Raw genomic sequence first — 18,939 nt, 5'->3', positions numbered from 1 at the left:
GCCCCCGGCGGGATTGATGCGGAAATTTTTCAATAGGCGTAAGTCAGGCCAAGCCAGACTGTCCGACCCTTGCGATAGGGGGTCGATGATGACAGCGTGTGGGCACCACCACGGTTCAGAACATTTTCAATAGATGCGTTCAGGGTCAGAACCCCGTGTTCTTCATGGATGACGTCATAATCCAGCGTCATATCCAGATCGAAACGCGCCTTGGCGTCACCATCCTCGTACAAATCATAGCTTTCCCCATCAATCGTGGTGTTGGAGCCGCTATCGGTGATGGTGGTATAGGCCATGGTATAGCGCCCCGTCAGACCGGTACGCAGACGATCATCATCAAAACTTGAAAACAGGCTGGCATTAAAAAAAATCGGTTCGTCCAGATTTCCGGTCAGAACCGATAGATCCATGCTTGATATAACCTGACCGTTATAGGCCACGTTTTCGGTCTCATCGCTGGTCACGTAATAGCTGTTATTTGACGTGCGACGTTCCGAATATTGCCCGTTGATATTGAAAACATGCCGCCCGCCAAACGGGCCCGATCCGATTTCCCGGCTCCATTCCGCCGAATAGGATGTGTAAAGGCTCGACCCTTCATTCGACAGATTATATTCGGTCGATCCACTATCGGTGCTATCACGCGAAAACTGATCACGGCCCTTTCTTTCCATCCATTTCAAACGCGTTGTCCCGCCCAAAAATGGCAATGGAAACGAAATGGCTGCGGTTTGCTCGTCAGAAAACGGGGTCTTTAGGCCAGAGCCACTAAAAGATCGTTTTACGCCCGTCGAAGACGCCGCCCAGTCATCATAAAAAATCACAGACCCCGGTGTCGTCGTCGTATCGGCGGTCCGTGTTTGTGAAACGGTTGCCGGTGTCGCATCCTGATACGCATAGCTCAGCATATTTGCCGCGTAATAACGGTTCCAGCCTGCGGTAAAGCTGATATCCCAATCAGTGTAATAAGTCGCCGTCAAGCGCGGGGCCAGATTGGTGTTACCAAGATAGGTTTCACGTTCAAGACGCGCGCCCGGGCGGACTTCAAACTCGCCAAATGGCACATCATCGAAAGTGAAGGTGTATTCATTATAAAGGGCCGCCGTCACCAGACTGACACTGCCGGAAAATGCTTCGTATTTGACGCGCCGCCGGTTGGCCTGATCGCCGTCATCGCAAAAAATGTCACCGGCAGTCCCGCAAACCACATTGGTACCAGTCGTCCGCGTGGTTGCGTAATACGCATCCTCGGACCGTTCGCGGGTTCCGCTTAGGTGATGAATATCCGTCCCCAACAAGAAGTTCCCCCCCCAAACATCACCGGTAAGGTCGGCGGTGTAACCGACATCACGCTGGGTTTGGGCAAGGTCGCCATACCAGCCGGTCACACATGTGCTGGAGTCGCAAAAGTCGGCATATTTGGAACCGGCAACAGATGTACTAACCTGACGGCGCACATTGCTTTCAGAATCGCGTGCATTTTCCGACGTGTTGTAAGACAGCTTGGTATCAAGAAACAGGTTGGAAACCCCATAACCATCATATTCGAACGGCTTTTCCAGCCCGACATACGTGGTCAGCCCATTGCCGATAATATCCATTTTGCTGTCATAGTTTTCCGACGCTTCAAATTCCTGCGCATAAGGCGCGTACACAAACTGTGTGGTTAGTGCCGTTCCGGTATCATTTTCGTATCGCAGTTTCCCAAGAACATTGTCGGCTTTGGTGTTTGTCGTCACCTGACGACCGTAATACTTGTCCCCGGCTGTTTTGGTCGTTTCCGCTGTACGCCGACCGGCGGAAACCAGCATCCCCCAATTGTCATCAAGCGGCGTACTGGCCGATGCGCTATAGAACCATTTTTCGTATTCGGGTTCTCTTGTATCGGTGTCGGGCGTCTCATCCGATTTAAGGTGATAGTCGTTCCAGTTCGAGCCGCCGCGCTTGATACTTGCACCAAAGGTCAGCTCATCCGAGGGGTCTTTAACCTTGTAATTAACCACGCCCCCCTGAAACCCGCCATATTTGGCCGACACGTTACTGTCGATGATTTCTGCTCGTTCCAAAACATTGGAATCCACATATACCGTCTGCGGGTGCAAGCCATGCAGCGTATCGGCATTGATGGAATTGTCATCGTCTTCGGGCATGTTTGAATCGTTGTAGTTCGACTCGGCACCACCAAACGAATTGATCCCGACCCCGTCGAGCCTGAAATTATTCTGATCAACCCCAGCCCCCGAGATACTTATGTTTTGCGGACGCAAATCCTGTTCGGCGACGGCAGTTGCACCTTCTTCGCCGCGTTGTCCGCTGACCACATACTGAACATTCGGGTTGGCCCGAAACAGCATATTTGGATCGCTGCTTCCTTGAACCTGCGCATCAATCATTTCCTCGCCATAGACTGTTGACCCGCTTGCTGCCCCGCTTCCCAACTGAAAGGTTGGTGTTCGGCTGGCACTTACCGAAACCGGGGCGGTAACAACTTCCCCGCCCAAAGATTGCGTCGAAAGTTTCGGCGAAATAACCAAAACACCATCGGCAACCGCAAAAGTCACGTCGGTGCCTTCAAGCATCAACAACAAGGCATTTTCGATGCTAAAACGACCGACAACCGATTGACCATTTATCGCCAGATTGGTTCCATCCTGAACCGAAAACGGAATGCCCGCCTGCTGGGATAAAAGCTCCAGCGCCCGCATCAGCGACTGGGACGGAATGTCAAAACGGTATGTCGCAACAGTCCGGGGCTGGACCGGCGTATCGACAACCGGTTTTTCCTGGGCGTGCAATGATGTCACGGGCACAGCACCAAACAATACCGAGGTTGCGACCGCACAAAACATGAAATCCTTCCACGCAACAGCCCTGCCCGTTTTCCCGATATCACGTGCAGTCGGTTTATTATGTTGTCCGGAAGTCATCATTCGGCGTTGCCCAAAAGTTATTGCGTATCACTCGCACTTATGGACGCAGGGCAAGACAGGAACCGGACAACTTTTTCCATCTTTTTTTGAAATATGAACAAAATGCGGGTGTCACCGATAAATTCAGTGCCCGGCATTTCAATATCGACAGGAAGGAATCAACGCGTCAGCAGACGATAACCAAACGGAAGGTTGATGACTTTTGCTCTGATTGTTCTGGTCAAAAGGTCCAGTGACGCCGTTGCATCGGCAACATTAAAGCGCCCTCGAATTTCCAGATCGGAAAGACGGGGATCAAGCAAAATTTCCGTGCCGCTTTGGCGGTTCACCGCATGGATCACATCAATCAGACTAGCGCCCGAAAACACGCGCCAGCCGACAAGGACCTGTTCGATACTGGCCCCGTCAAAATCGCGCAGGCGCACATCGCCGTCACCCGACACCACAACGCCATCCCCGGCATGCAAGGTTACCTCGCGCGCGGGTGGCGATTGTTGCTGTGTCACCCGAACCGTTCCCTCGGCAACGCCAACTTCACTGGTGTTGTCATCGCCGATCACGACAAAGCGTGTACCAACAACACTTACCCGGCTTTGGGGCGTTGTCACGACAAGCGGGCGATCCCGATTTGGCGCGGCCGAAATAACCACCGCCCCCTTATCAAGGGTGATGAGGCGTTCGCGCTTGGAAAATTCCCAATAAAGTTCCGTCCCGCGTGCAAGCTGCAACGTGCTGCCATCTGGCAATGCCTGGGTTACCGATGCGGTATTGGCCGCGATATAGCCCGGATGGGTACTGTGATCTGCCGGGGACAATGTTACCACCGCGACCAGAACGGCTGCACATACCGCCGCCGCCCCGGCAAATACGCTGCGCATCCGCGATCCCATTCGCCCCGTATCGCGCCTCAAAGGGCGTGCATGCGATGATGGCGACGGCATTCCTGCCGACATCGTCCGCGCCCCTGCTTTGCCGTCATTTAAGGATGCTGTATCAAATTTGCGCAGAACATCGTCAAAGCTGCTATCGGCAAGGAACGCCCGAACCTGTCGGGCAGCCCGGTCATGAGCGGGGCTTTGATCACACCAAACCTGAAAAGCATCATGCGTTTTGGTTCCCGGAACATCCACACCATCACGCGCAAGCCATGCAATTGCCTGATCGACAAGAAGGTCCGTCGGACCTTCCTGATTTGATATTTCCGGATTTTGGCCGGTATGATGATTGCCGGTCATGCGCATGGCCTAGTCATAGTGTTTCATCAAATCCCGGCATGTCGTCATCGCACGATAAAGATGCTTTTCAATCGCAGCCTTGGACAAACCGGTTGTAGATGCAATTTCGTCATGGGTCTTACCATGCAACTTACGCAAGATGAATATTTCTCTGGATCGCGTTGGCAGTGACTTTACAGCCTGCTCGAACGCCCGCAACCGTTGACGGTGATAGATCACGTTTTCAGCGGACGGGCTGTCCTCAGCCGTCCATTCCAACGGATCACAATCCCCCTTCAATTCGACAATCTGTCCTGTCTTGCGCCGTCTTTGGCGGTCTCGGATCAGATTAAGAACCACAGTTCTAAGGAATGCAGGTGGATCGCTGATTGGTTCTTCCCTGTCCTTGACCCCTGCGATCCGGACAAAGGCATCTTGCACGATATCCTTTGCCTCGTCCGGGTTGCCAAGCTTGCGCATGGCCAGACGCAACAAAGATGCCCGTTCCTTTTCAAAGGTGCGAACAAGGTTTGCCGATATCTGATGGGACGCAAAAAAGGTCATGAAAACAGACAGGAAGGTGAACTTGTTCCTGCTGACATACACCAGCCACACCAAGTTGCAAATAGTTATTATTACCTTTTAGAGGGAGGATCACTGGCCCTCCCCAATCTGACAGCCAGTCGAATTCACCGGCGACGTTCTATCCAACCTTACCGGCTTAAAAACTGCGCGATATCAACTTCATCGCACTGATCTGGCTGTAAATAGTTTCGCCCATAATCAAGATAGACCCCGCTTGAAAGCAACAAATCGAACAATTCATTGTCGATCTGTCCCTTGTCACGCATACCGGCAAGGATCGCGATGCATTCCGACAACATTTTGGGACGTTTATACGGCCGATCTACGGCGGTCAGGGCTTCGAAAATATCGGCAATCACCATCACCTTTTCGAGAACCCCCATGTCTTCGCCCCGCAATCCATTAGGATAACCTGACCCATCCATTTTTTCATGATGGTTTCCGGCAATCGCCGGAATACCTTGCAATTCCTTGGGATAGGGTAATTGGGCCAACATTTCCTGTGTCACCACAACATGATCATTGATCAGCTTGCGTTCCTCGGATGTCAGCGTGCCGTGCGGTATCGACAGGTTATATCGCTCGCCCCGGTTCAAGCGGCCATAAAGGTGATCCTTGCGATCATCAAGAAGCTTTTCGACACCAGGCTGGCTGCATTGTGCCCGGTCGTCTTCCGACAAGCGCTGATTTTCTGCCCAGGAAAGCCCGACCGTCCGGTCAAAATGACATAGCCATGTCTGTTCCCCGATTTCGTGCAGGGCAAAAATCGCATCGTCGTCAAGTTTTTCATCGCCGATATTGCTTTGGGCCACCATCGCAAACTGACTTTCAAGCTCGGCAACGCGCGCTTTGAAATCCGCGTCGCAAATCGCGCTATCCTCGCCCGCCAATTTACGCTTTAACATGTCGATTTCAGCATCCCGGCGAAGAACTTCGAACCGGGTGCGGATTTCATGAATACGGTTATGGATGGTTTCAAGTTTGGTGGCCTTTTCAACCACATGATCAGGCGTTGTGATCTTGCCGCAATCATGGAGCCAGGCGGCAAGGTCAAGTTCGTGCCATTCCATATCGGTCAGATAGAAATTCGAAAACGTCCCTTGCTTTTCATCCACGGCCGCCTTGGCAAGCATGCGGGCAATAATCGGAACTTTTTCACAATGATGGGCTGTATGGGGTGATTTGGCGTCAATCGCTTGGCCCAATACACGCACGAAACTTTCCATCAGATCGCGTTGCGCCCGCAAAAGGCGCGTGTTTTCAAGTGCGACGGCTGCCTGACTGGCCAGCGCATTAATGATCGGTTCAATCAACGGGTCAAAGGCAATGACATTGCCGACATCGTCGCGCGCATTGATCAGTTGCAAAACACCAATCACAGTGCCGCGTGTATTTTTCAGCGGGACGGTCAGAAACGATTTCGACCGATAACCGGTTTTGGCGTCAAAGGCCCGCGTACCGGAAAAATCAAACCCCTGTGCGATATACGCATCATCAATATTGATCGATTTACCGCTTAGCGCGACATAGGTTGCGATATTCTTGTGATTGGGATTGCCTTGCCCATCATATAACGGCAAGGACGGAAACGGTTTTTGGTTTTCCCGGCCCGAGACAAAAAACGTATCAAGCGTATCATTGACCAGAATGCGAAACTGAAGTTCGGTCTCGTCCTTGTTGACCAGATAAAGCGAACCACCATCGGCATTGGTAAACTGCCGCGCTGCCAACAGGATTTTCTGATTAAGCTCTTCCCGGCCCTGTTCGGCCGAAAGGGCAATGCCAAGATCAACCAGCTGCGCAAGATAACGCGCATCTGTATTCCGGGTGGGCGTTACGCCAGTTGGACGATCTTTCAAATCATCCGTTATACGCGTCATCGTTTATGTCCACTTGCCAACAGAACGGTTCGCCGCCCTTCATTCTGGAATGATCGTTTCACAGACTATATCCCTTAGGAGATTGAGATAATCTTAGCAGATCGCAAGCTTCCGACCGGTAAAAAAGCAATCACGGGGCTGTCATGCCTCTATGCAGGGTTGCCAACCCGCGCGGAATGGACTATCCGACCCGATGAAAGCGTGCCGGCCCAAGATCGCGCATCCTGATCGCGTATCCTGATCACGCATCCAGATCATATCCGGCACCCAACCACATTGCCCGGAGGCGACTGCATGATCCCCCGTTATTCCCGTCCACAGATGACATCAATCTGGGAACCGGCGAACAAATTCCGTATCTGGTTTGAAATCGAGGCACACGCTGCCGACAAACTGGCCGAGTTGGGTGTTATCCCTACTGCTTCTGCGAAACTGGTCTGGGAAAAAGGCAACAAGCCCTATACCCAGGACCGTATCGACCGCATCGACACCGTCGAGGCCGAAGTCAAACACGACGTGATCGCCTTCCTGACGGAACTGGCAGAACAGGTCGGTGATGAAGCTCGCTTTGTTCATCAGGGCATGACCAGCTCGGATGTTCTGGACACCTGCTTTAACGTGCAGCTGGTTCAGGCAACCGACATCCTGATTGAAGACATGGACAAACTTCTGGCCGCCCTTAAAAAGCGTGCCTATGAAACCAAAGACATCGCCTGCATGGGCCGTTCACACGGCATCCACGCCGAACCGGTGACCTTTGGTCTGAAGCTTGCGACCTTCTATGCCGAATTCAAACGTAACCGTAACCGCCTTGTGGTGGCCCGCGAAGAAATCGCCACCTGTGCGATTTCCGGAGCCGTTGGCACATTCGCCAACATCGACCCGCGCGTCGAAGAACATGTTGCGGATAAACTCGGTCTTGCGGTTGAACCGGTATCAACCCAGGTGATCCCGCGCGACCGCCATGCGGCCTATTTTGCTGCCCTTGGCGTTGTGGCTTCCTCGATCGAGCATCTGGCGACCGAAATTCGTCACTTGCAGCGGACCGAAGTTCGCGAAGTCGAAGAATTCTTCTCGAAGGGCCAGAAAGGCTCGTCGGCGATGCCGCACAAACGCAACCCGATCCTGACCGAAAACCTGACCGGTCTGGCGCGCCTTGTGCGTTCGATGGCAATCCCGGCCATGGAAAACGTTGCCCTTTGGCATGAACGCGATATTTCGCATTCATCGGTCGAACGCAATATCGGCCCGGATGCGACCGTGACACTCGACTTTGCGCTGATGCGTTTGACCAATGTTGTGGAAAACCTTGTGGTTTATCCGGAACGGATGGACGAAATCCTTAATCAGATGGGCGGCTTGGTTTTCTCGCAGCGCGTTCTTCTCACGCTGACGCAATATGGCGTTTCGCGCGAAGATTCGTACCGTATCGTTCAGCGTAACGCGATGAAGGTCTGGAACCGCGAAGGCGATCTTTTGTCGCTTTTGAAAACCGACAAAGACGTTACGGCAAAAATCCCGATGGAAACCCTCGAAGGCCTGTTCGACCTTGGTTATCACACCAAGCATGTCGACACGATTTTCGCCCGTGTCTTTACCGACTAACGGTAACAACACCCATTCAAGATCAAAGCCCTGCCAATCTGGCGGGGCTTTTTTTTTACAGGTTCTGCGCCAGTGTCAGTTCCCGCGCCTCGTTTAACAGCCAGTCGCGAAACAGTTTTACCTGCCCGCGCAATTCCCGATTTTTAGGATGGATCAGGTAATAGCCCAACGGCACCATCAAGACTTGTTCAGGGAACAGATGGATCAGTTTGCCTTCCATCACATCCTCTTCGGCCAAAAGCGGATTGGCGATCACCACCCCCTGCTCATGGATGGCGGCCTCGATGGCCATGGATGTCTGATCAATATCGATATGCTTGATTGATGCAATTTCGGCCTCATTCATGCTGGCAAATCTGCCAAGCCATTCCGCCCACCAATCATGCAAAATGTCATTTAACAGGGTCGCACGTGCAAGATCGGCCGGATGCCAAAGCCCGATCCTGTCGCGATAGGCCGGCGAACAAAATGCCGCCGCCCGCCCGCGATACAAAAGAACGGATTCAAGTTTGTCATCACAGCCATCAAAATAACGCACAGCAAGATCAACCGGATCACGATCAAAATCCGTGTATTGCGATGACGAGCCGACATGCAGCGACGTCGACGGATAATCGATCAAAAATCGCGCCATCCGCTTGGAAAACCATTTTGCGGCAAAACTTGGCGGCATAACAACACGCACCGACTGATCCAGTCGGCCTCGCAACCGCTGACTGGCATCCACAATCTGTTGCAAGGCGGGTTGAATATGTGCGGCATATTCAAGGCCATCTGCCGTCGGCTTTACCTGCCGGACCGAACGGGTAAACAACTCAACGCCAAGCCAATCCTCAAGCTTCCTGATCTGCTGACCAATGGCGCCGGGCGTCACGTTCAACTCCTCTGCCGCAAGAGAAAAACTATTCAATCGAATAGATGCCTCGAACGCACGCAAAGAATTTAGCGGTGGATATGAGCTCATGATGCAGATTTTCTATTCCATGATCCAGATATCATGATTTGTAGCTGATCCGGGCCGGACCTACAATCACGGCATCATCCCCACGAAAGATCCGACCATGAAGAATAACGCCTATATCGTCTTTTGCCTCCTTGCCCTGGCCTGGGGCCTGACCTTTCTGTTTAACAAGACAGCAAGCACCCTGATCTCGCCGATGCAGATCGTGATGATACGGGTCATCATGGGTTTTTTGCCGGTCCTCGTCTTTGCGATTGCCAGAAAATCCCTGCATTGGCAGCATCTGCGTTATCTGCATCATTTCGTTATCATGTCGCTCCTCGCGGCCACCGTTTATTACTTTGCCTTTGCCAAGGGTATTTCCCTGCTGCCATCCAGTGTCGCCGGAATGCTAAGCGGTGCCATCCCGATGTTTTCCTTTATTGCTGCGGCGATATTCCTGCGCAGCGAACCGGTCAATATGCGATCGGTTACCGGGCTTTTGTTTGGTTTTGCCGGGGTTTTGGTGATTGCAAAGCCATGGAATACCGGCGTTTCCGGCATTGATCTGACCGGGGTGCTTTATGTTGCAATCGGGTCTGGCTGTGTCGGTCTTTCGTTCGTCTATGTTCGCAAGTTCTTAAGCCCGCTTGGCATTTCACCGATCGCACTTTGCACCTATCAGCTTGGCCTCGCGTCGGCCACCTTGCTGGTGATCACCGATTTCAACGGGATCGGTGCCATTTTTACCGACTGGAAAATCGCCACCGGACTGTTCGCCGGTCTGGGCCTGCTCGGCACGGGCTTTGCCTTTATGTGCTACTACTATCTGATTGGGAAACTCGGTGCGGTGAAAACCGCCGGGGTGACTTATATCCCGCCGGTCATCGGCCTTCTGACCGGAAGTCTGATTTTGGGCGAATCGGTTTCCGCCATCGACATCCTCGCAACCGCGATGATCCTGTCTGGTGTCTTCATCATCCAGTCAGGCCGTACACCCGCACCCGTATTACCAACACCATCCGCATCCCCCGATGTCCGGGCGCACAACCTGCCCGAACGTGCCTGAGACTGTCTGTCTCAATGGTGTCACCCCCGTGTTGATCACGGGGGTGTTTTTTATGCGGGCTATTTTTCGAATGCGGCTTTGACGAATGCCGTGATCAGCGGGTGCGCTTCCCCACGCAAAGCCGAACGTTCCGGCTGAAACGCTGTTCCGATAAAGAAGCGATGATTGCGCAGTTCCACCGCACGCGGATCACCATCCGCATCCCAGGCACTGATCTGCATCGGGCGCCCATCCAACAGTCCGGCATAATCACGATTAAACCCATAACTGCAGCGATAGGTCTCCGTGATTGTTTCCGACCCACAATATCCGCGGATCAAACTGCCCCCGGCCAATTCAATCCCGCCATCCTGATCGATCAGCGCGCAGCTTAGCGGCGCAATAAGCGGTACTTCTGCATCCGGTTCAATCTCGGCATTCGCAGCATTGGATAGCCCCAAAACATTACGGGCATATTCCAGCACCGCATGTTGATAACCGCCACAAGTCCCCAAAAATGGAATATCGTTTTCACGTGCAAAGCGAATGGCCGCCAATGCGCCATCGAAACTGTCATAGGGGCTTGCCGGTACGCACCACATCCCGTCATAACCAGACAGAATATCACCTGCACCGGCGTCAAAGCGCGGTGTTGCGATCCAATCCCATTCTGCGACAACACCAATTTCGGTGCCCGCAATCTGAAGGGCTTTGGGGATGGCCTGATGGGCAATCGCGGCGGGTTTGAAATCCCCGACAAGAGCAATACGGACGGTCATGATCATTCCTCGTTTCATGGGTGACAGGACGAGGGAAAGCAGACCAATCGCCAAATAAAAACGGCCCGTGAAACACGGGCCGTTTATCAAGCGTTTTTAGCGCTGCCTTTGACGAGCATACTACAGGGTTCCGGTCCGCGCCATATCTTCGAGTGCAATTTTCACCGCCTGTGCACGATTCGACACGTGCAGTTTGCGATAAACATTTTTCAGATGATATTTCACCGTGATTTCACGCAAATCGAGATGCCGCGCAATATCCTTGTTCGGGCGACCTTCGGCCAAAAGGGCCAAAACTTCACGTTCACGCGGAGTCAGCCGCGCAAAGTCGCCTTCACTGCCAAAACCGCCAGCCATGCGTGGCTCGCCATCGGAACCACCCCCGAAACTTTCGCTCAGATCGTTAAGAATCGAAGACGGCAGGTATTTTTCACCCGCCAAGACAAGCTGGATCGCATTGGCCAGTGCCTGCCCGCGCAACGTTTTGGGAATAAAACCCTGTGCACCATTTTCAATAGCACGACGCACATCTTCACTACGATAAGCACCGGAAAGAAGAACCACAGACGTGGTTTTCGCCGCCTTTTCAAGCGTCCGCTTCAGTCCCTCAAGCCCATTCATCCCGGGCATCCGCAAATCAAGAAGCACCAGATCGAAATCATTTTGCGCTTCTATATGCTCAAGAGCGGGGTCCAATGCACCTGCCTCGACCACTTCGCAACCATCAAAATATTGCTTAAACAGCAGTGATAACGCCTCACGAACCAGGTCGTGATCGTCCGCCAACAGGATACGCAAAGCTTTTGCCTTTCTCTATCTGCCCCACAACCAAGCCCGACTTTGGCGAGCAAAACAACGCGTGGCTGCATCCAGAAATTTACTATGACTTCAGGAACAGAATACGAAACCGGCTAATGGTTTGCAAATCCGAACTTTTTCTTATTTGCGCAGGCCAACTATTCGCCCAGCAATTCGGCCCGTGCGATGGGTCGTAATTGTTCCAGTTTGCTGGTCAATTCACTAACCGTCATATCGATTTTATGACGGCCAAACTCGGCCAGAAGCACCGCAACCACCCCATTCTCCTGCGGATTGGTGACGACATCCCCAACAACTTTCGCAGCATAGGCACGACTTTCGGCTTCGCTCATCCCCATCTTTTCACCCGCCCAAAGCGCCAGCATTTTATAAAGATGGGCCTCAATCCGGAAATCCCGTTCAAGGTCAAAACTGTATTTGGCCTCAAATCCGCGTTCGCGATCAGTTAGGTTCGCCATGGATGAACTCCTTGATTTGGTTTCCTCGCCAACAGGGCGCGTTTGCCTTCGTCTTTTATATTTATGAACTGGATCAGCTTATGTCACTGCCCAGTCGCTATACTTTTGAATTTGACAAATGCGGGTGCATGTCGCTTTGATCTGGCTCATGTGTACAGTTATCATTCTACGCCGCCCCGACCATGAATGGCCGGTTATTATCGGCGCCAACCGTGACGAAATGGATAACCGCCCCTGGAAGCCACCGGCTCGCCACTGGGAAGACCGCCCGGATGTCATCGCAGGACTCGACGAAACGGCAGGTGGTACCTGGCTTGGCGTTAACGAGGATGGCGTCGTTGCAGCGGTCTTGAACCGCTTTGGCACGCTTGGCCCGGCAGAGGGTAAACGGTCGCGTGGTGAATTACCACTCGAAGCCCTTGATCATGCCGATGCCATCGATGCTGCACAGGCATTGGCAGAACTCGACGGCAACGCCTATCGCCCGTTCAATATGGTAATTGCCGATAACCGCGATGCTTATTGGCTGGCCAATCGTGGCGATGGCAAGATCGACATCACCGACATCCCCGAAGGATTATCGATTCTAACCGCTCATGACCTGAATGATGCGGATAACAGCGAACGCACCAAACGCAACCTGCCACGGTTCATCAGCGCCCCGCCCCCCAATCCCGAAGCCGACGACTGGTTTGCATGGCAAGCATTACTGTCTGATACCGGTATCATGCCCCCCGATCCGGCCCATCATGACATCCGTGCCGACGCGATGCTGGTGCGCAGCAATATCGGGTTCGAAACCGTCTGCTCGTCATTGATCGGACTTCCGGCGATTCCCACTCAGAAAAATGAACTGCCGCGTCGCCCGGTCTGGTTGTTTGCCAATGGTCAACCCGATCAGGCCGGATTTTGGCCGGTGGAGCTTTAAAGCTTGTTTTCACACGGCTTTTGCGGCGCGGCAAAAGCCGTCGCCGACGGTTGCAAAATCCTATTATCAACTCTGCGTAAATAGACCTTACGCGGCAATTGAGTTTCTTCGCCAGCACTGCTATACGAGGGGCGCGTTTTTCAGGGTGCTCGGGGACACTCCCCGCAAGCAAAGATGTGAAAGATCCCGCCAATGTCCAGAAAGCAGCCCATCTACGAGGGTAAAGCCAAGATTTTGTACGAAGGTACCGAGCCCGGCACCATCATCCAGTATTTCAAGGACGATGCCACCGCGTTCAACGCACAAAAGCGCGGCACTATTGCCGGCAAGGGCGTCCTGAACAACATGATCACCGAATTCGTCATGACTCGTCTGGCGGAAATCGGCATCCCGACGCATTTCATACGCCGCATCAACATGCGCGAACAGCTTTGCAAAAAATGTGAAATCGTTCCGATTGAAGTCGTGGTGCGCAATATTGTCGCTGGTTCGATGGCCAAACGCCTTGGCCTTGAAGAAGGCGAACGTCTGCCGCGCCCGATTGTCGAATTCTATTACAAAGACGATGCGCTGGGTGACCCGCTGGTTTCTGACGAGCATATCCTTGCCCTTGGCTGGGCCAGCGCCGAAGAACTCGAAGAAATCGTCGGTATGACGCTTCGCGTTAATGATTACCTGTGTGGCCTGATGCGCGGTATCGGCATCAAACTTGTCGATTTCAAACTGGAATTCGGTCGCATCTGGGAAGGCGATTTCATGCAGTTGGTTCTGGCCGATGAATTCAGCCCGGATAACTGCCGCCTGTGGGATGCGGTTACCAATGAAAAGATGGACAAGGACCGGTTCCGCCGTGACCTTGGCGGGGTCGAAGAAGCCTATCAGGAAGTAGCGCGCCGTCTTGGTGTCCTGCCTGAATCGGCTGACATAGAAACGCTCAATAAAGACAAATAATCCAAAGGCCGCGCTTGCGCGGCCTTTTCTTATCGATGCCGGAACCATTGGGAACCGGTAAATCATTGTTTGCAAACAAGTATCGCCGTATGGCGAGTGCGCACTCAAAGGAGCTTCTCGTGAAAGCACGTGTCCATGTCACCCTGAAGAACGGTGTTCTTGACCCGCAGGGTAAAGCCGTTCACCACGCCCTGCAGGGGCTTGGTTTTGATGGCGTTAACGACGTCCGCCAGGGCAAGTTTATTGAACTGGAAATCGACGGTACGGATGCCGCAAAGGCCAAAGCCGAGGTCACCGAGATGTGCGAGAAGCTTCTCGCCAATACCGTGATCGAAGACTACACCATCGAGCTGGCTTAACCGCCCCGCCGGGGTCTTGCTGTGGCGGGGCCTTTGCGTATCGAGATTGCGTAACGGACACTAATCGAGAGACGGTATTTCATGAAATCCGCTGTCATCCTCTTCCCCGGCATCAACCGGGAGAATGACGCCATTGCCGCGCTAGAACAGGCAACCGGCACCAAACCGACCGTGGTCTGGCATGGCGAAACCGAGCTGCCCAACGTCGACATCATCATGGTCCCTGGCGGCTTTTCTTATGGCGACTATCTGCGCTGCGGAGCGATGGCTGCCAAGTCCCCGATCATGCGCGCGGTTGCCGACCGCGCCAAAGCAGGTGTGACCATTCTGGGCGTGTGTAATGGTTTCCAGATTTTGACAGAAGCAGGCCTGTTGCCCGGTGCGCTGATGCGCAATGCCAGCCTGAAATTCATCTGTAAAAACACGCATCTAAAAATCGAAAACACCACAAGCCGCTTTACCAACCAGTATGGCAAAGGCGATGTGGTTGATTATCCTGTCGCCCATCATGACGGTAATTATTTTGCCGATGAAGACACGCTTAACCGTCTTGAGGGTGAAGGCCGCGTTGTCCTGCGCTACTGCGATGCGAATGGCAATGTCGATCCGGCGACCAATCTGAATGGGTCGCAGCGCAACATCGCTGGTATCATCAATGAACAGGGCAATGTTCTTGGCATGATGCCCCACCCGGAAAATGCCATTGATCCGCTGCATGGCGGGATTGATGGTCGCGGTCTGTTCAAAAGCATGGTGGAGGCCGTATCGTGAGCACCAACGAATTTAACAGCACACCGATCACGCCTGAACTGGTCAAAGAACACGGGCTTAACGAGGAAGAGTACAAGCTCGTCCTCGACATCATGGGCCGTGAACCTAACATCAACGAGCTTGGCATTTTCTCGGTCATGTGGTCTGAGCATTGCTCCTACAAATCATCGAAAAAATGGCTCAAGACGCTGCCGACCAAGGCCGACTGGGTCATTCAGGGACCGGGCGAAAATGCCGGCGTGATTGATATTGGCGATGGTCAGGCCGCCATTTTCAAAATGGAAAGCCACAACCACCCGTCGTTTATCGAACCCTATCAGGGGGCTGCTACCGGTGTTGGCGGCATCATGCGTGATGTTTTCACCATGGGTGCGCGCCCGATTGCCAACCTTAATGCGCTGCGTTTTGGCGAACCAGAACACCCTAAAACCCGCCACTTGCTTAGTGGTGTTGTCGAGGGGATCGGCGGGTATGGCAACTGCATGGGGGTTCCGACCATCGGCGGGGAAACCAACTTCCACGCATCCTACAACGGCAACATCCTGGTCAATGCGATGACCGTGGGGCTGGCCGATGTCGACAACATTTTCTATTCGGCTGCTGCGGGTATAGGAAACCCGGTTGTCTATGTCGGGTCGAAAACCGGCCGCGACGGCATCCATGGTGCTACCATGGCGTCGGCTGAATTCGATGACGACAGCGACGAAAAGCGTCCTACCGTTCAGGTCGGCGATCCGTTCACCGAAAAGCTTCTGCTGGAAGCCTGCCTTGAACTGATGGCAACCGACATGATCGTTGCCATTCAGGATATGGGGGCGGCTGGCCTGACGTCATCTTCGTTCGAGATGGCCTCAAAAGGCGGCGTTGGTGTCGAGCTGTGGCTTGATAAAGTCCCTATGCGCGAAGAAGGCATGACGCCTTACGAACTCATGCTTTCAGAATCGCAGGAACGCATGCTGATGGTCCTGAAACCCGGCTGCGAAGATGCCGCCAAGGCAATCTTTGACAAATGGGAACTCGACTTTGCGGTAATCGGCAAATTGACCGACACCAAACGCATGACCCTGATGTGGCATGGCGAAGTTGCCGGTGATCTGCCGATTGATCCGCTGGCCGAAGCATCGCCGGAATATGACCGTCCATGGGAAGAAACCCCAAAACAGGATCGCATTGATCCGGCAAGCCTTTCGGGCAAGATCAGCCATGTTGATGCGCTTAAAACCCTGATGGCGTCCTCCGACCTTGCGTCGCGTCGCTGGATTTGGGAACAATATGACCATCTGGTCATGGGCAACACCATTGTCCGTCCGGGGGGCGATGCCGGTGTCGTGCGCGTTTCCGGCACGAACAAGGGCATTGCCGCGACCACCGACTGTACCCCGCGCTATGTCATGGCCGATCCGGTTGAAGGCGGCAAACAGGCCGTTGCCGAAGCCTATCGCAACCTGTGCGCAACCGGCGCCAAGCCGCTTGCCATCACGGACAACATGAACTTTGGCAACCCGGAACGTCCGCGCATCATGGGTCAGTTTGTTGGCGCATGTCAGGGCATTGCCCAAGCTTGCATCACGCTCGACTTCCCGGTCGTGTCGGGCAACGTGTCGCTTTACAACGAAACCAATGGCGTTGGTATCATGCCGACCCCGGCGATTGGTGGCGTTGGTGTGATTTCCGATCTGGGTCACCATGCGACCATCGCGATCAAGCGCGATGACAGTGCACTGATCATGCTCGGTGCGGCAACCGGTGAATTGGGCCAGTCGCTGTATCTTAAAACCATCGAAGGCCGCGAAGAAGGCGCACCGCCGCCAGTCGACCTTGATGCCGAAAAACGTGCTGGTACGCTGGTACGTGAGTTGATCGAACTTGGCCTGATCCGTACCTGCCACGATATCGCTGATGGCGGTTTGCTGGTTGCTGTTTCCGAAATGTGCCTTGCCGGCAATATCGGCGCCGACCTGCACCTGCCAGAAAGTGGCAGCGAAGTCGCATGGCTATTTGGTGAAGATCAGGGCAGATATGTGATCGCCACCCGCGATCCGGACAAGGTTCTGAATGCTGCCAACAGCTCGAATGTTGCGGCTGCAATCATCGGTCAGGCCGGTGGTGATGCGATCTCCATTGATGGTAAAAACAAAATCGGCCTTGCCGAACTGCGCGACCTGAACGAAGGCTGGATGCAGTCCTTCATGGCAGACGCCACCTAATCAACTGTTCTTTCCTGCAAACACAAAACCCCGCCAGAGAAATCTGGCGGGGTTTTGTTTTACATAGACCCAAGATATTTCCCGAGCCCTACAAGTCTAGGCCGAGCTGATTTGGATCTATTTTGTTTTTCTGAGGTTGTTTGGATTTTGCTGGCACATATAAATCCTTCAACGTAACCAGGCAATACCGGTACCATTCCATTACTTCATCATGTTCTGCTAAAGGTGAGTCAACTACGCTTGAGTAGCTCAAAATGTCATTGTCAAAACATATAAGCTCAGGCAACAGCCCCTCACCGAGCATTGTCGAATTAACTTCCTCATTAAGAACTCCCAAGGCCAAACGAACCGCATGATTATCCAAGCCAGAATGCTTATCAAACAAAGAAACCAACATTTTGGGGCCATCTGAGGTCGTATATTGGATATTTTGGGGAATTCTCATCGTCACACCACCAAGCTCAATTCGTGAACTTTTCTTCATGTGGTAGACGTTTATCGCGCCTGAGAAATCAACTTTACTATCTATTTCTCTAAGGCGCTTTATGTAGGTCGATTTTTGATACTTGAACATAGCGCCGTCATTTATTGACGCTAAAACAGTTTTCAACGCTACACCGCGCAAATAATCGAACAAATAGCGATAGAAGGGATCATAGCCCCAAGGCCCTGCATCATTACTGAGGTATCGACGTAAATTCTGGCGAAATAAGTCTGGGTTTGGGGAGTACAACTGCAAGACTTTTAGGAATGTAAGCTCGTTCTGCAAAACTAGTTCCTCATCAAAGTTGTGGTGTCACCTAGCTCTCCCTTCGTCAAGTCTTCACGGTTTGTTCCGCATTAAGAAAAACTTAACCTGATTAACTACCATCATCAACCCTGAATCGTATCAAGTGTCAGAAACACGCCTTATACGCAAAAAATAGTCCCTAATTAACCTGCTTGGAATTATACCTTTTGGAAAGACCTCACCATTTCGAGGGTTTCGAACTAAGTCCCACGGCCCTTGTTCGACATGCGACATCTTTGACAACGAAACAGCACTCATCGAGGCGTACGACTTAAAGACAAAGTTGATATATCTTATCTCTTCGTCGTTAAATTTATAGTGCTGGTAATACCAAAGCCTAGTAGTCGGATTAAACCTCTCCGCGCGCACCGTAATAGAATTTTTTCCAAAGCTTTTGAACGACTGATAAACCTTTGGCAAAACCGGTCCATGCTCCCACGCCTCGAATTTATCCAAGCATAACTCTCTCTCAAAATCTGCCAAATACCATCCATTGAGAAAGTAGATTATCTTGTTAATTGCCATATTCGATATTGGCGTACCGGATTTGTCTGCGATATCTAAAATGTAGTTCGCTATATCGCGAGAATCATGCATCGACGTAAACCCTAGCTCAGCCTCTCCCTGATTTCCAGATGATAGCAAGAAACCAGAGAATGGTTCTCTCAATATTTT

At 52.6% G+C, this 18,939-nt stretch carries 17 protein-coding genes; 7 read left to right on the top strand and 10 right to left on the bottom strand.

The window, feature by feature from the left end:
- Nucleotides 1–29 precede the first annotated feature (29 nt).
- The 4 genes from TALK_RS05040 to TALK_RS05025 form a co-directional block, all read right to left on the bottom strand.
- Nucleotides 30–2,849, bottom strand: a complete 2,820-nt coding sequence (locus TALK_RS05040) for a hypothetical protein (RefSeq protein WP_085616507.1) — start codon at nt 2,847–2,849, stop codon at nt 30–32.
- Nucleotides 2,850–3,088: 239 nt separating this feature from the next.
- Nucleotides 3,089–4,165: a FecR family protein gene (locus TALK_RS05035; RefSeq protein ID WP_169714944.1), complete on the bottom strand. Its 1,077-nt coding sequence runs from the start codon at nt 4,163–4,165 to the stop codon at nt 3,089–3,091.
- A gap of 9 nt (nt 4,166–4,174) precedes the next feature.
- Entirely contained in the window at nt 4,175–4,750 is a 576-nt protein-coding gene (locus TALK_RS05030; RefSeq protein WP_169714943.1) for an RNA polymerase sigma factor, read from the bottom strand.
- 107 nt (nt 4,751–4,857) lie between these two features.
- A complete protein-coding gene (locus tag TALK_RS05025) occupies nt 4,858–6,609 on the bottom strand; it encodes an HD domain-containing phosphohydrolase (RefSeq protein ID WP_085616501.1) in 1,752 nt (583 codons plus the stop codon).
- Nucleotides 6,610–6,903: 294 nt separating this feature from the next.
- On the opposite strand from TALK_RS05025, the gene purB reads away from it, so the two are divergent.
- Nucleotides 6,904–8,214 carry an adenylosuccinate lyase gene (purB, locus tag TALK_RS05020; protein WP_085616499.1) on the top strand — a complete coding sequence of 437 codons (1,311 nt, stop codon included), beginning with the start codon at nt 6,904–6,906 and terminating at the stop codon, nt 8,212–8,214.
- A 55-nt stretch (nt 8,215–8,269) separates the two neighbouring features.
- Here the strand turns inward: purB and TALK_RS05015 are convergent, their stop codons facing one another.
- On the bottom strand, nt 8,270–9,178 hold the full coding sequence (locus TALK_RS05015) for a LysR substrate-binding domain-containing protein (RefSeq protein WP_085616497.1): 909 nt from the start codon (nt 9,176–9,178) through the stop codon (nt 8,270–8,272).
- Between the two features lie 97 nt (nt 9,179–9,275).
- Between TALK_RS05015 and TALK_RS05010 the strand changes: the two genes are divergently transcribed.
- A complete protein-coding gene (locus tag TALK_RS05010) occupies nt 9,276–10,223 on the top strand; it encodes a DMT family transporter (RefSeq protein ID WP_085616495.1) in 948 nt (315 codons plus the stop codon).
- Between the two features lie 59 nt (nt 10,224–10,282).
- Here TALK_RS05010 and TALK_RS05005 read toward each other — a convergent pair whose 3' ends face one another.
- The 3 genes from TALK_RS05005 to TALK_RS04995 all read right to left on the bottom strand — a co-directional run bounded on the left by TALK_RS05005 (nt 10,283) and on the right by TALK_RS04995 (nt 12,258).
- Nucleotides 10,283–10,981 carry a CTP synthase C-terminal region-related (seleno)protein gene (locus tag TALK_RS05005; protein WP_085616579.1) on the bottom strand — a complete coding sequence of 233 codons (699 nt, stop codon included), beginning with the start codon at nt 10,979–10,981 and terminating at the stop codon, nt 10,283–10,285.
- A gap of 120 nt (nt 10,982–11,101) precedes the next feature.
- Nucleotides 11,102–11,779 carry a response regulator gene (locus TALK_RS05000; protein ID WP_085616493.1) on the bottom strand — a complete coding sequence of 226 codons (678 nt, stop codon included), beginning with the start codon at nt 11,777–11,779 and terminating at the stop codon, nt 11,102–11,104.
- A 158-nt stretch (nt 11,780–11,937) separates the two neighbouring features.
- A complete protein-coding gene (locus TALK_RS04995) occupies nt 11,938–12,258 on the bottom strand; it encodes a DUF1476 domain-containing protein (protein WP_085616491.1) in 321 nt (106 codons plus the stop codon).
- Between the two features lie 148 nt (nt 12,259–12,406).
- Between TALK_RS04995 and TALK_RS04990 the strand changes: the two genes are divergently transcribed.
- The 5 genes from TALK_RS04990 to purL all read left to right on the top strand — a co-directional run bounded on the left by TALK_RS04990 (nt 12,407) and on the right by purL (nt 17,474).
- Complete coding sequence (locus TALK_RS04990; RefSeq protein WP_169714942.1) at nt 12,407–13,186, top strand: NRDE family protein; 780 nt, start codon at nt 12,407–12,409, stop codon at nt 13,184–13,186.
- Nucleotides 13,187–13,378: 192 nt separating this feature from the next.
- Nucleotides 13,379–14,137: a phosphoribosylaminoimidazolesuccinocarboxamide synthase gene (gene purC / locus TALK_RS04985; RefSeq protein WP_085616488.1), complete on the top strand. Its 759-nt coding sequence runs from the start codon at nt 13,379–13,381 to the stop codon at nt 14,135–14,137.
- Between the two features lie 119 nt (nt 14,138–14,256).
- Nucleotides 14,257–14,496 (top strand): phosphoribosylformylglycinamidine synthase subunit PurS, encoded by a 240-nt coding sequence (gene purS / locus TALK_RS04980; RefSeq protein WP_085616486.1) that lies wholly within the window; start codon nt 14,257–14,259, stop codon nt 14,494–14,496.
- An 81-nt stretch (nt 14,497–14,577) separates the two neighbouring features.
- Nucleotides 14,578–15,267: a phosphoribosylformylglycinamidine synthase subunit PurQ gene (gene purQ, locus TALK_RS04975; protein ID WP_085616484.1), complete on the top strand. Its 690-nt coding sequence runs from the start codon at nt 14,578–14,580 to the stop codon at nt 15,265–15,267.
- A complete protein-coding gene (gene purL, locus TALK_RS04970; protein WP_085616481.1) occupies nt 15,264–17,474 on the top strand; it encodes a phosphoribosylformylglycinamidine synthase subunit PurL in 2,211 nt (736 codons plus the stop codon). The genes purQ and purL overlap by 4 nt, the downstream gene beginning before the upstream one ends.
- An 88-nt stretch (nt 17,475–17,562) precedes the next feature.
- Here the strand turns inward: purL and TALK_RS04965 are convergent, their stop codons facing one another.
- Together TALK_RS04965 and TALK_RS22420 are read right to left on the bottom strand one after the other, a co-directional pair.
- The gene (locus tag TALK_RS04965; RefSeq protein ID WP_085616479.1) at nt 17,563–18,243 is read right to left on the bottom strand and encodes a hypothetical protein; all 681 of its coding nucleotides are present in this window, start codon (nt 18,241–18,243) and stop codon (nt 17,563–17,565) included.
- 120 nt (nt 18,244–18,363) lie between these two features.
- A complete protein-coding gene (locus tag TALK_RS22420) occupies nt 18,364–18,789 on the bottom strand; it encodes a Panacea domain-containing protein (RefSeq protein ID WP_423838828.1) in 426 nt (141 codons plus the stop codon).
- Nucleotides 18,790–18,939 lie beyond the last annotated feature (150 nt).

Origin of the sequence: Thalassospira alkalitolerans (genome assembly GCF_002115745.1) — a bacterium.
GTDB lineage: Bacteria > Pseudomonadota > Alphaproteobacteria > Rhodospirillales > Thalassospiraceae > Thalassospira > Thalassospira alkalitolerans.
Note: the sequence above shows the minus strand (reverse complement) of the source record. Positions and strands in the feature narration are given on the sequence as shown.

What these genes read in the sequence shown, in the direction of transcription:
- TALK_RS05040 (WP_085616507.1), bottom strand. Translation starts at nt 2,849, where the DNA reads ATGTTTTGTGCGGTCGCAACCTCGGTATTGTTTGGTGCTGTGCCCGTG.
- TALK_RS05035 (WP_169714944.1), bottom strand. Translation starts at nt 4,165, where the DNA reads ATGACCGGCAATCATCATACCGGCCAAAATCCGGAAATATCAAATCAG.
- TALK_RS05025 (WP_085616501.1), bottom strand. Translation starts at nt 6,609, where the DNA reads ATGACGCGTATAACGGATGATTTGAAAGATCGTCCAACTGGCGTAACG.
- purB (WP_085616499.1), top strand. Translation starts at nt 6,904, where the DNA reads ATGATCCCCCGTTATTCCCGTCCACAGATGACATCAATCTGGGAACCG.
- TALK_RS05015 (WP_085616497.1), bottom strand. Translation starts at nt 9,178, where the DNA reads ATGAGCTCATATCCACCGCTAAATTCTTTGCGTGCGTTCGAGGCATCT.
- TALK_RS05010 (WP_085616495.1), top strand. Translation starts at nt 9,276, where the DNA reads ATGAAGAATAACGCCTATATCGTCTTTTGCCTCCTTGCCCTGGCCTGG.
- TALK_RS05005 (WP_085616579.1), bottom strand. Translation starts at nt 10,981, where the DNA reads ATGACCGTCCGTATTGCTCTTGTCGGGGATTTCAAACCCGCCGCGATT.
- TALK_RS04995 (WP_085616491.1), bottom strand. Translation starts at nt 12,258, where the DNA reads ATGGCGAACCTAACTGATCGCGAACGCGGATTTGAGGCCAAATACAGT.
- TALK_RS04990 (WP_169714942.1), top strand. Translation starts at nt 12,407, where the DNA reads ATGTGTACAGTTATCATTCTACGCCGCCCCGACCATGAATGGCCGGTT.
- purC (WP_085616488.1), top strand. Translation starts at nt 13,379, where the DNA reads ATGTCCAGAAAGCAGCCCATCTACGAGGGTAAAGCCAAGATTTTGTAC.
- purQ (WP_085616484.1), top strand. Translation starts at nt 14,578, where the DNA reads ATGAAATCCGCTGTCATCCTCTTCCCCGGCATCAACCGGGAGAATGAC.
- TALK_RS22420 (WP_423838828.1), bottom strand. Translation starts at nt 18,789, where the DNA reads ATGGCAATTAACAAGATAATCTACTTTCTCAATGGATGGTATTTGGCA.